The organism is Cupriavidus sp. YR651, from assembly GCF_900101625.1.
Classification (GTDB): Bacteria; Pseudomonadota; Gammaproteobacteria; order Burkholderiales; family Burkholderiaceae; genus Cupriavidus.
This window is the reverse complement of record NZ_FMYZ01000001.1, coordinates 732937-745470: the sequence shown is the minus strand read 5'-3', so window position 1 is coordinate 745470 and position 12534 is coordinate 732937. Positions and strand designations below refer to the sequence as shown.

The following is a 12534-nucleotide window of genomic DNA, read 5'->3' as shown; positions in this document are numbered from 1 at the left end:
CAGCGCGGCAAAATCGTGTAGACTCCCCCGCATGGCCCGAATCAACCAGTCCATCCTGACTGCCTCCGTCGCTCCCGCCGCCACCCGCGGCACGGGCGGCGCGGATTCGCTCGGCCCGGCGGTTACCGCAACGACGATTAAAACCATTACCAAAAAAGCGATCGCCTAGATCGTTCGTCGTGCCTGCCCGTCTTCCCCGCGCAGCCACGCCGGGCGAGGAAAATGGCGGGGAAGTTCACATCACATCCGAGGTAAGTCATGATTGTAGGTCTCGTCGGTTGGCGAGGAATGGTCGGCAGCGTCCTGATGCAGCGCATGCAGGAAGAGGGCGATTTCGACCATATCGAGCCCGTTTTCTTCAGCACTTCCAACGCTGGCGGCAAGGCCCCGGCGATGGCAAAGAACGAAACCACGCTGAAAGATGCCAACGACATCGAGGCACTGAAGAAGTGCGACGTGGTGCTCACCGCCCAGGGCGGCGACTACACGAACGATGTCTTCCCGCGCCTGCGTGCGGCCGGCTGGAACGGTTACTGGATCGATGCGGCGTCCTCGCTGCGGATGAAGGACGATGCCATCATCGTGCTGGATCCCGTCAACCTCGGCGTGATCAAGGATGCGCTGTCGAAGGGCGTGAAGAACTTCATCGGCGGCAACTGCACGGTCAGCTGCATGATGATGGGCCTGGGCGGCCTGTTCGAGCATGATCTGGTGGAATGGATGACCTCCATGACGTACCAGGCCGCATCGGGCGGCGGCGCCCAGCACATGCGCGAGCTGCTGACGCAGTTCGGTACGCTGAACGCCGCGGTCAAGCCGCTGCTGGACAACCCGGCTTCCGCCATCCTGGAAATCGACCGCACCATCCTGGCCACCCAGCACGGGCTGTCGGCGGACGAAACGAAGCAATTCGGCGTGCCGCTGGCCGGCAACCTGATTCCCTGGATCGACAAGGACCTGGGTAACGGCGTTTCCAAGGAAGAGTGGAAGGGCGGCGCCGAGACCAACAAGATCCTGGGTCGCGGCGAAGGTTTCGTGGGCGCCACCGGCGCAGCCCCGATCGCCGTCGACGGCCTGTGCGTGCGGATTGGCGCCATGCGCTGCCATTCGCAGGCGCTGACGATCAAGCTGCGCAAGGATGTGCCGCTGGATGAGATCGAAGGCATGCTGGCGGCCAACAACCAGTGGGCCAAGGTGGTGCCGAACACGCGTGAAGCCAGCATGACGGATCTCACGCCGGCTGCCGTGACGGGTACGCTGACCATCCCGGTCGGCCGCCTGCGCAAGATGCAGATGGGTGGCGAGTACCTGTCGGCCTTCACGGTGGGTGATCAGTTGCTGTGGGGGGCAGCCGAACCCCTGCGGCGTATGCTGCGCATTCTGATCGAGGGCTGAGCCTCCGGTGAGCCCCGCCGCTTTCGTTGCGGCGAGGCAACAGAATTCTCTGCTTTCCCTGCAACGCCGCGCCACAGCGCGGCGTTGTTGCATCCGAGTGCCTATTTTTCCCGGGCTTGCGTCACAATACAGCCGGCATACGCTTGGCTACGGGGTCTTCGTCGCTGTTCTGCGGTGGCGAAAGGGCGAGGTATCCGGGCAGACGTTTCCGTCCGCACCGGCCATCCGCCCGCCAGCCAGGCATTTGGGGTCGGGTTATTTTTCGCTACTAGAAACATAAATGGAGCACGAGGTGAGTGTGAGCCTACATCGCCGGAAAGATGCGCCTACTGTCCGTCAGCGCTGGTCAACGCTGGCCGTCACGGCACTCGGTTTGCTGCTGATGCAGCCGGCCGCGTATGCCGCGGGGTTCGGACAACTACGGGTACAGTCCAACCTGGGGCAGCCGCTCCAGGCTGAAATCGATATCAGCGGCGTCTCAGCCGAGGAAGCGGACAGCCTGACTGTCAAGCTGGCCTCGCCCGCCGCCTATGCCAGGGCAGGGCTGACGTACCTGCCCGCTGTTTCCAGCGTACGGCTCCAGGTGGAGCGTCGCCCCAATGGCAGTTACGTCGCCAGCGTCAAATCCAACCAGCCGATCAGCGAGCCGTTTGTCGACATCCTTGTCGACATGAGCTGGTCCAGCGGCAAGGTGACGCGCGCGTACACGTTCCTGCTCGATCCGGCCGGCGTCAAGTCGACCTCCCAATCGTTCTCGCCGACCACGGTCGTGCAGGCCGCCACGCCGGACGCGTCGCCGGACGCGTCGCCGGCCCAGGCGCCCGCCGCTGCCGCGTCGGTACCCGCCGCCACATCCGCCGCACCGGCGACCGAGGCCGCGCGCCCCGCACCCGCTGTGCGCCAGCCGCGCCGTGCCGCTGCCGCCCCGTCCCCGACCGCGACGGATGGCGCCCCCGCCAACGGCAACTACACGATCCAGCGTGGCGACACCCTGTACGGCATTGCCGGCGAGGCCGCCCAGGACGGCGTGTCGCTCGAACAGATGCTGTTCGCGCTGTATCGGAACAATCCGAATGCCTTCATCGGCGGCAATATCAACCGGATCAAATCCGGCGCCGTGCTGAAGGTGCCGAGTGCCCAGCAGGCCCAGTCCGTGAGCCCGCGTGTGGCGCATCGCGAAGTCGTGGCCCGCACGCAGGGCTTCGACAGCTACCGCAGTCGTCTGGCTGCCGCTGCTGCCGCCAAGTCCGTGGAAGCCGGCACCGGCCGCGAGCAGTCGGGCAACATCACCGCGCGCGTGCAGGACACCACGGTGCCCGCGGCAGGTCCGCGTGACGAGCTGAAGCTTTCCAAGGCCGACCGTGGCGCGCAAGCCAAGGCGCAAGCCCAGGCGGAAGCCGACGTCGCCAACCAGCGCAAGCTCAAGGATGCGGAATCCAAGCTGGCCCAGCTGGAAAAGAACGTCACCGATATGCAGCGCCTGATGGAGCTGAAGAATTCGGAGATCGCCAAGCTCAATCAGACAAGCCAGGCGGCGAAGGCGGCTCCGGCCGCGCCGGCTGCGGCAACAGTAGCTGCCGCAGCGCCGGCCGCGACTGCTGCCGCACCGGCACCGGCTGCAAGCACCGAGCCGACGGTGGTACCGGCCGAACCCGCCAAGCCGACGGACGCCCCGAGCACGGCGACGCCGGTGCCTGCGCCGGCCGCGACGGCTGCCGCCTCGGCACCCGAAGCCTCGGCTTCGGCGCCGCAAGCCCAGGCCGCCGCATCGGCGCCGGCCGCTGCAGCCCCGGCCCCCGCGGCCAGGAAGCCGGTGTCGCCGCCGGCCCCGGTGCCGCAACGATCCTTTGTCGACGAACTGCTGGACAACCCGATGTTGTTGCCGGGTGCCGGCCTGCTGGCTGTGCTGCTGGGCGGCTACGCGTTCTACCGTCGCCGCCAGAAGCAGAAGGCGAGCGAGAACTCCGGCTTCGGCGACAGCATCTTGTCGCAGGAAAGCACCGTGATGGCGGGCGGTCACTCGCTGTTCGGCACCGCCGGCGGCCAGAGCGTGGATACCTCGCAGCACAGCGTGTTCGGCGCGGATTTCCGGATTGGCAACAACTCGCCTGAGGCTACCGAGGTCGATCCGATCGCGGAAGCCGAGGTGTATATCGCCTACGGGCGCGACGTGCAGGCCGAGGAAATCCTGCGCGAAGCGCTGCAACAGAGCCCTGAGCGCCAGGCTATCCGCCTGAAGCTCATGGAGATTTACAACACTCGTCAGGATGTGGAAGGTTTCCGAGTGATTGCAGAAGAAATGTTCGCCCAGACGGGCGGGCAAGGCGCGGACTGGTTGCAGGCCGCGGAAATGGGCCGCAAGCTGGACCCGAGCAATGCGTTGTATCTGTCGGTCGCACCGGACACCTCTGCAGGCGTGGATACCACCACGCCCGTCGCGGACCAGTGGCGCACGCAGGATCCTGCACAGAACCCGCAGCAGCCGCCGAAGGAACCCGCCATGGCGGACCTGGCACTGCCGCTGGACGCCTTCCCGGCGCCTGCGCCGGGGGAGCCCATCGTGGCGCCGGAGTCGGCCTCGCTGGTGTTCGGTGACGAACTCCAAGCGGAACCGGTGGCACGACTGGATGACGTACTCGACGAAAGCCACGACGCCGGCCTTGATATGCCGGTGAACGAGGCAAGCCGGCATCTGGCCGAGGTACCGGCACTCGACACCCCGACGCGTTCGCGCCCGCTGGATTTCGACATGTCGGGCATCTCGCTCGACCTGAACGCGGACCAGCAGACGGAAGGCCGCTCGCTGGCGGAGTCCACAGTGCCGCTGCCGGCGCCGACGATGCTGCAGAACGGCCGGCTGGTCGAGCCGATCGACCTGACGCGTGTGACGTCCGAGGGCGGTGCCGATACGACGCATGGCGTGTCCGCCAGTACCCTGTCCGCCACGGGCATGGACGGTGGCCGTGACATGCAGATCAAGCTCGATCTGGCCCGCGCCTACATCGAGATCGGTGACAAGGAGGGGGCCCGCGAGCTGCTGCAGGAAGTGGTCGACCAGTCGCAAGATCCGCTGCAGGCTGAGGCCCGCACGCTGCTCCGCGAAGTGGTCTGACGCCGTGACGGCCTGCAAAGGCCGGTATGATTGAGGGCTTGCGCGGCGTCTCGACGCCGTAGCCCGAAGCGATGCGCCGGAAGCGTCCCTTCCGGCGCATTTTCTTTTTGGGTTCGGCCAATTTGGTCGGCCACTTCACGCATCCATGAACCGCATCGCCATCGGCCTCCACTACGACGGGTCAGCCTTTTCCGGCTGGCAGTCGCAGCCCCACCGCAATACCGTGCAGGACCACCTGGAAGACGCGATCGAGCGTTTTGCCGGCGTGCGGCTGCTGACCACGGTGGCGGGTCGGACCGATGCCGGCGTGCATGCGCTCGGGCAGGTGATCCATCTTGACACCGAGCTGTCGCGCGAGAAATTCTCGTGGGTGCGCGGCGTCAATGCCTTCCTGCCGCCGTCCATTGCCGTACAGTGGGCCGAGCCTGTGGACGAGAATTTCCACGCGCGCTTCCTGGCGTTCGAGCGCAAGTATTACTACGCGCTCTATACCGGCCCGCATCGCGTGCCGATGATCCACGGCCGCGCGGGCTATCAGATGCTGCCTCCCGGCCAGCGGCTGGATGTGGAGGCGATGCGCGCCGCCGCCAGCCATCTGCTGGGCGAGCACGATTTTTCCGCCTTCCGCGCCGCCGAATGCCAGGCCAAGTCGCCGGTCAAGACGATGTACGACGTGACGATCAAGGCGGACGGCAACTGGGTTTTTCTGCGCTTTCGCGCCAGCGCGTTTCTCCATCACATGGTGCGCAACCTGATGGGCTGCCTGGTGGCGGTAGGGCGCGGGCGCTATCCGGCCGACTGGATGGCCGGCGTGCTGGCGGGCCGCGACCGCAGCAAGGCCGCGCCGACCTTCATGCCTGACGGCCTCTACCTCGCTGACGTAAAGTATCCTGAGCCCTACGACCTTCCCAGGGCGGACCCGTCCGCCAGCGTTTTCCACGGAGTATTTGCCGATGACGGCGCCTGAAGCGGGCGGCGTGCCCGCCCGTACCCGTATCAAGATCTGCGGCCTCACGCGCGAGGACGATGTGCGCGCGGCTGTCGATGCCGGCGCCGACGCCATCGGCCTGGTGTTCTATGCCGGCAGCCCGCGTCACGTCGATGTGGCTCGTGCCGCCGAACTGGCCGAGCGCGTGCCGCCATTCGTCTCGGTGGTCGGCCTGTTCGTCAATGCCGATGCCGAGGAAGTGGCGCATGTGGCCGAGCGAGTGCCGTTGACGTTGCTTCAGTTCCACGGCGACGAGACGCCCCAGCAGTGTTCCGACATCGCCCGGCGCTGCCGGCTGCCATTCATGCGCGCTGCCCGTGTCCGACCGGGCCTCGATTTGGTAGAATTCGCCGATCAATATCGTGACGCCGCCGGCCTGTTGCTCGATGCCTTCGTGGAAGGCTACGGCGGCGGTGGCCACGTCTTCGACTGGACCCTGATTCCCGCCCAATGGCTTCCGTCCAATCCGCCCCGCACGGGCACCCCGACCGCAAACGGCGCTCCTCGCATCGTTTTGAGTGGTGGGTTGAACGCGCAAAACGTCGCTGGCGCGATTGAACGCGTGCGGCCCTACGCTGTGGATGTGAGCAGTGGCGTGGAGGCCGCCAAGGGCGTGAAAGACCACGCCCGCATTGCAGCGTTCGTGCGTGCTGTACGCATGGCGGAGGCAGGGTGAGTCAGCCGGAATTTCCCGATATTCCCGGCATCGCCTGCCTTGGCCCGACGGCCGCATCCCACATCGAATCCTCGCGTGTCTGCCCGATTGGCGCAGGCACGTTATCCTGAGAGCCTGGATATGTACGACTTGCCCGATTCCCGCGGCCACTTCGGCCCCTATGGCGGCACTTTTGTTTCCGAGACCCTGGTCCACGCGCTGGACGAACTGCGTGATGCCTATGCGCGCTACCAGCAGGACCCGGAGTTCGATGCCGAATTCCGGCGCGAACTGAAGCACTTCGTCGGCCGCCCGTCGCCGATCTACCACGCGCAGCGCTGGAGCGAGCTGCTCGGCGGCGCGCAGATCTACCTCAAGCGCGAGGACCTGAATCACACCGGCGCCCACAAGATCAACAACGTCATCGGCCAGGCGCTGCTCGCCAAACGCATGGGCAAGAAGCGTGTGATCGCCGAAACCGGTGCCGGCCAGCACGGCGTGGCCACGGCGACGATCGCTGCTCGCTTCGGCATGGAGTGCGTGGTCTACATGGGTTCCGAGGACGTGCGCCGCCAGGCAGCCAACGTCTATCGCATGAAGCTGCTGGGCGCGACGGTGGTGCCCGTGGAGAGCGGCTCGCGCACGCTCAAGGACGCGCTGAACGAAGCAATGCGCGACTGGGTGACCAACGTGGAATCCACTTTCTACATCATCGGTACCGTGGCGGGCCCGCACCCGTATCCGATGATGGTCCGCGATTTCCAGTGCGTGATTGGCGAGGAAGCCAAGGTGCAGATGCCCGAGATGACCGGCCGCCAGCCGGATGCGGTCATCGCCTGCGTGGGCGGCGGCTCCAATGCGATGGGCATCTTCTACCCGTATATCGAGCACAAGGACGTGCAGCTGATCGGCGTCGAAGCGGCCGGCGACGGCCTGGACACGGGCCGCCACGCGGCATCGCTGACCGGCGGCACGCCGGGCGTGCTGCACGGCAACCGTACCTACCTGCTGCAGGACGAGAACGGCCAGATCATCGAGACCCACTCGGTGTCCGCCGGGCTGGACTACCCGGGCGTGGGCCCCGAGCATGCATGGCTCAAGGACAGTGGCCGCGCACAGTACGTGCCGATCACCGACGAGGAAGCGCTCAAGGCCTTCCACGACTGCTGCCGCATCGAGGGCATCATCCCGGCGCTGGAATCGAGCCATGCCATCGCCTACGCATGCAAGCTGGCACCAACACTGCCTGCCGACAAGCTGCTGCTGGTGAACCTGTCCGGCCGCGGCGACAAGGACATGCACACCGTGGCCGAGCGTTCGGGGCTGAAGCTCTGATGCGCGCGCTGCCACCCAACACACCGCTGTCCGCAGGCGAAGAGGGCGGCGCAGGCGCCGACGCGATCGATATCCTCGACACGTCGACGCTGCGCCTGTACCAGGAAGATGTGCTCGAAGGGATCGCGAAGATCCCCGACGGCTCGATCGACCTGGTCGTGGCCGATCCGCCTTACGGACTGGGCAAGGACTACGGCAACGATTCAGACCGCCTCTCCGGGCAGGCCTACCTGGAATGGTCGGAGCGCTGGATGAATGCCATCGTGCCCAAGATCGCCCCGCGCGGCTCGCTTTACCTGTTCTGCACCTGGCAATACTCGCCCGAACTGTTCGTCATGCTCAAGCAACGCCTGACCATGATCAACGAGATCATCTGGGACCGCCGGGTGCCGAGCATGGGCGGCACGACGCGCAAGTTCTCGTCGGTGCACGACAACATCGGCTTCTTTGCCCGCCAGCGCGACTATTACTTCGACCTGGACCCGGTGCGCATCCCGTATGACGCCGAGACCAAGAAGGCGCGCAGTCGGCCCCGCTTCGAAGGCAAGAAGTGGCTGGAGGTGGGATACAACCCGAAGGACCTCTGGAGCGTGTCGCGCATTCACCGGCAGGACCCGGAGCGGGCCGATCATCCGACCCAGAAGCCGCTGGAGATTGTCGAGCGCATGGTGCTCTCCAGCTGCCCGCCGGGCGGGCTGGTGCTGGACCCGTTCACTGGCAGCGGTACCACGGCGGTGGCTTGCGTGCGGCACGGCCGGCGGTTTGTCGGCTTCGAGATGAATCCGGAGTACGCGGAGCTGGTACGCCAGCGCGTATCGGCGGCCAGGCCGCTGATCGCGTCCACCACCCCCGAAGCGGCGCCCGCGCCAACCCCGGCCGCGGCCAACGACGACGCCAATGAGGAAGCGTCGGCGGCTCAACACCTTATCTGATTCCCTGACATGTCCCGCATCCAGAAGACTTTCGCGGCGCTGGCCGCGCAGCAGAAGAAGGGCCTGATCCCGTTTATCACCGCAGGCGACCCGGAGCCCGGCCTGACCGTGGACCTGATGCACGCGCTGGTGGCCGGTGGCGCCGACGTGATCGAACTCGGCGTACCGTTTTCCGACCCGATGGCCGACGGCCCGGTGATCCAGCGCGCCTCCGAGCGCGCGCTGGCGCATGGCGTGTCGCTGAAACAAGTGCTGGCGTGGGTGGCCGAGTTCCGCAAGACGAATGCCGCCACGCCGGTGGTGCTGATGGGCTACGCCAACCCGATCGAGCGCATGGGCGAGGAAGTGTTCGCGAAGGCGGCCCAGGCTGCCGGCGTGGACGGCGTGCTGGTGGTGGACTATCCGCCCGAGGAGAGCGAATCCTTTGCCGCGCTGATGCGCGCCAACCAGATGGATCCGATCTTCCTGCTGGCGCCGACGTCCACCGACGCCCGCATCGAGGCCGTGGCCAAGGTGGCCAGCGGCTACCTGTATTACGTGTCGCTGACGGGGGTGACCGGGTCGGCGACGCTGGACCTGGGCAGCGTGGCGGCGCGCCTGCCGCTGATCAAGCGCCATGCCAACCTGCCGGTGGGTGTGGGGTTTGGCATTCGCGACGCCCAGACCGCCCGGGCGATCGGCAGCGTGGCGGACGCCGTGGTGATCGGCAGCCGCCTGGTGCAACTGCTGGAAGATGCGCCGCGCGGCCAGGCGGTAGAATCGCTGCGCGGGTTTATCGCTGAAATTCGTCAGGCACTGGATGCCTGAACGTGATGCCGCGCAGACACGGCTCGCCCAATATTGTGATGTATTGATAACAACGATCGGGTTTTGCTTCGGCCAGACGGCCCCGGCGTGGTAAATTCGCGGCCTGATTCCCTGCCGTCCCTGTACCAGACCCTGCCGAAGGGGGCTGGCGCGCGGGCGGCAGCTATCCGAAAGGAGCTTTCATGAGCTGGTTGGATAAACTCCTGCCTCCCAAGATTCAACAGACCGACCCCTCCACCCGCAAGGGCATTCCGGAAGGGCTGTGGGTCAAGTGCCCGTCGTGCGAGGCCACGCTGTACCGGACCGACGTCGAGGCCAATCTGCACGTCTGCCCGAAGTGCGATCACCACATGCGCATCCGCTCCCGCGAGCGCCTGGACGCGCTGCTGGACGCCGAGGGCCGCTATGAAATCGGCCAGGAAATCGTGCCGGTGGACGCGCTGAAGTTCAAGGACACGAAGAAGTACCCGGACCGCATCAAGGCCGCCATGGAGGACACCGGCGAGACTGACGCGATGGTGGTCCTGGGTGGCGCAATCCACACCATCCCGGTGGTGGTGAGCTGCTTCGAATTCGAGTTCATGGGCGGTTCCATGGGTTCGGTGGTGGGCGAGCGCTTTGCCCGCGGCGCCCAGGCGGCGCTGGAGCAGAAGGTGCCGTTCATCTGCATTACCGCCACGGGTGGCGCGCGCATGCAGGAAAGCCTGCTGTCGCTGATGCAGATGGCCAAGACCACGGCCATGCTGAACCAGCTGTCGAACGCCAAGCTGCCGTTCATCAGCGTGCTGACCGATCCGACCATGGGTGGCGTATCGGCCAGTTTTGCGTTCCTGGGCGATGTAGTCATCGCCGAGCCGAAGGCGCTGATTGGCTTTGCCGGACCGCGCGTGATCGAGCAGACCGTGCGCGAGAAGCTGCCGGAAGGCTTCCAGCGTGCCGAATTCCTGATGCAGAAGGGCGCGATCGACATGATCGTCGATCGCCGCAAGCTGCGCGCGGAACTGGCGCAACTGCTGGCGCTGCTGCAAAAGCAACCAGCGGACGCGGTGGCCTGAAAGATTGGCGTGAATGCAGGACAATGGCGCGGGTGCTGACCCGCGCCATTTTGTTTTCTGGGGCGAACCGCCACCACGCCTGCGACGTCGAAGCAGAAGCAACCTGAAGTTCGAATCCACAAGCATGCCCATTTTCCATCATCTCCCCGACTGGCTGACCCACCTGGAAACCGCTCACCCCGTGGGCATCGACATGGGCCTGACCCGCATCACGCGCGTCAAGGAAGCAATGGGCCTGCGGATCGACGCCGTGGTCTTCACCGTCGGCGGGACCAATGGCAAGGGCTCCACCTGCGCGATACTGGAGCGCATCCTGCTGGAGGCGGGCTACAAGGTTGGCCTGCATACGTCGCCGCACCTGATCACCTTCAACGAGCGCGCGCGCATCAATGGCGAGCAGGCCACCGATGCCCAGTTGCTGCCGCACTTCGAGGCGGTGGAACGTGCGCGGACGAGCTTTGCCGACCCGGTCAGCCTGACGTACTTCGAATTCACCACGCTGGCGATTATTCACGCCTTCGCCGCTGCGGGGCTCGACGCGATCATCCTGGAAGTGGGGCTGGGCGGCCGGCTGGACGCCGTCAATGTGATCGATACGGACTGCGCCGTCATCACCAGCGTTGACATTGACCACACCCAGTACCTCGGTGATACGCGCGAGAAGATCGGCTACGAGAAGGCCGGCATCTTCCGCCCGAATGTGCCCGCCATCTGCGGCGACCCGATGCCCCCGCAATCGCTGATCGACCACGCCGAGGCCATCGGCGCCGACCTGTGGCTCGTGGGCCGCGATTTTCGCCATCAGGCGGCCCAGGGCCAGGAGCGTCAGCAATGGGACTGGGCGGGACGTGACCGCAAGCTCAATGGCCTTGGCTACCCGGCGCTGCGCGGAGCCAACCAGCTCCTGAACGCGTCCGCCGCGCTGGCGGCACTTCAGGCCATGCGCCCGCAGTTGCCCGTCAGCGCGCAGGAAGTCCGCAACGGGCTGGCTTTCGTGGAGTTGCCAGGGCGCTTCCAGGTCATGCCGGGCCGTCCCGCGGTGATCCTCGATGTCGCGCACAATCCCCATGCGGCCGCCACGCTGGGCCAGAACCTCGAAAACATGGGGTTCTTCCGCTACACCTACGCGGTGTTTGGCGCCATGGCGGACAAGGACATCGCCGGGGTGCTGCACCACGTGGCGGACAAGGTTGACCACTGGTGCCTGTGCGACCTGCCTACGGACCGCGCCGCCAGCGCCGCCGAGGTGCTGGAAAAGCTTGAGGCGGGCGGCTTCCGGGAAGGCCCGGACAATACGGCCGCGTGCTTCTCGAGCCCGGAAATGGCATATCGAGATGCCATCGAGAGAGCGACCGAGAATGATAGAATCCTAGTCTTCGGGTCGTTCTATACGGTTGCCGGCGTGATGGCATATCGCGCCACCCAGGCGAACTAGTCGACGACATCGCACCGAACCACTCTTTGGGCATTTATGGGCCTGCTTTCGCTGTTCTCGTCCCGCAAGGGCACTGACCCGGCACCCGGACGCGGTCGCCGCACGCGCTCAGACGCAGGCGCCGGCATCGCTTCGTCGCGCCGGCTGGCGGAGGAATACGCCGACGACACCCTCGACCCCGACTTTCCCCAGAAGCAACGTGCACGGCGCCGCCTGATCGGCGCGGTGGTACTGCTGGTGGCGGCGGTCATCGTCCTGCCCATCGTGTTCGAACACAAGCCACGCCCGGTATCGGAAGACGTGGCCGTCAAGGTCGCGAACGGGCAGGGCGTCTCCCAGAAACCCAAGGTCGAGGCCCGCAAGGCCGATCCGCTGCCACCTGCGCAGAACCCGTCCCGCAATGACGCCGCGCTCGATGCCGGCGAGGAACTGGTCAGCACCCCCGCGGCCGCCACGTCGGACAAGCCGCGGGCCGATGCAAAGGCTGATGCGAAGCCGGACGCCAAGGCCGATGCGAAGATCGCCGACGCGAAGCAGGACAAGGCGGACAAGGCCACTGGCAGTGGCAAGTACCTGATTCTGATTGGCGCGTTCTCGTCGGAGGAACGCGCAAAGAACTGGCTGGCGAAGCTCAAGGCGAGCAAGGTGCCGGCCTACGTGGAAAAGAAAGTGCTGGCCGATGGCGAGCGCATCCTGTTGCGTGCCGGCCCGTTTGCCGATCGCGATGCCGCCGATGCGGCCGACAAGCGGGTCAAGGCCGTGGGCCTGACCTCCAAGGTGGTCGAGCAGTAACGCCCACTATTGCCGGGCGCCACATCGC

General features: G+C 66.0%; 11 protein-coding genes. All 11 read left to right on the top strand.

Features of this window, described 5'->3' with window-relative positions:
- The first annotated feature begins 31 nt into the window (after positions 1–31).
- The 11 genes from BLR29_RS32370 (at position 32) to BLR29_RS03285 (ending at position 12506) form a co-directional block, all read left to right on the top strand.
- Complete coding sequence (locus BLR29_RS32370) at positions 32–169, top strand: hypothetical protein (protein WP_176860863.1); 138 nt, start codon at positions 32–34, stop codon at positions 167–169.
- An 89-nt stretch (positions 170–258) separates the two neighbouring features.
- Entirely contained in the window at positions 259–1395 is a 1137-nt protein-coding gene (gene asd, locus BLR29_RS03330; protein WP_092134579.1) for an aspartate-semialdehyde dehydrogenase, read from the top strand.
- A gap of 292 nt (positions 1396–1687) precedes the next feature.
- Positions 1688–4507 carry a motility hub landmark protein FimV gene (locus BLR29_RS03325; protein ID WP_092135410.1) on the top strand — a complete coding sequence of 940 codons (2820 nt, stop codon included), beginning with the start codon at positions 1688–1690 and terminating at the stop codon, positions 4505–4507.
- Positions 4508–4652: 145 nt separating this feature from the next.
- Positions 4653–5474: a tRNA pseudouridine(38-40) synthase TruA gene (gene truA / locus BLR29_RS03320; protein WP_092134577.1), complete on the top strand. Its 822-nt coding sequence runs from the start codon at positions 4653–4655 to the stop codon at positions 5472–5474.
- Complete coding sequence (locus BLR29_RS03315; RefSeq protein WP_092134576.1) at positions 5461–6171, top strand: phosphoribosylanthranilate isomerase; 711 nt, start codon at positions 5461–5463, stop codon at positions 6169–6171. Before truA ends, BLR29_RS03315 begins: the two co-directional genes overlap by 14 nt.
- 120 nt (positions 6172–6291) lie before the next feature.
- Positions 6292–7485: a tryptophan synthase subunit beta gene (gene trpB / locus BLR29_RS03310; protein WP_092134574.1), complete on the top strand. Its 1194-nt coding sequence runs from the start codon at positions 6292–6294 to the stop codon at positions 7483–7485.
- Entirely contained in the window at positions 7485–8417 is a 933-nt protein-coding gene (locus BLR29_RS03305) for a DNA-methyltransferase (RefSeq protein ID WP_092134572.1), read from the top strand. The genes trpB and BLR29_RS03305 overlap by 1 nt, the downstream gene beginning before the upstream one ends.
- 9 nt (positions 8418–8426) lie before the next feature.
- Positions 8427–9224: a tryptophan synthase subunit alpha gene (gene trpA, locus BLR29_RS03300; protein WP_092134571.1), complete on the top strand. Its 798-nt coding sequence runs from the start codon at positions 8427–8429 to the stop codon at positions 9222–9224.
- Between the two features lie 182 nt (positions 9225–9406).
- Complete coding sequence (accD, locus tag BLR29_RS03295; protein ID WP_092134570.1) at positions 9407–10279, top strand: acetyl-CoA carboxylase, carboxyltransferase subunit beta; 873 nt, start codon at positions 9407–9409, stop codon at positions 10277–10279.
- A gap of 124 nt (positions 10280–10403) precedes the next feature.
- Positions 10404–11714, top strand: coding sequence for a bifunctional tetrahydrofolate synthase/dihydrofolate synthase (gene folC / locus BLR29_RS03290; RefSeq protein ID WP_092135409.1), 1311 nt, complete (start codon positions 10404–10406; stop codon positions 11712–11714).
- Positions 11715–11750: 36 nt separating this feature from the next.
- Entirely contained in the window at positions 11751–12506 is a 756-nt protein-coding gene (locus tag BLR29_RS03285; RefSeq protein ID WP_092134568.1) for an SPOR domain-containing protein, read from the top strand.
- Positions 12507–12534 lie beyond the last annotated feature (28 nt).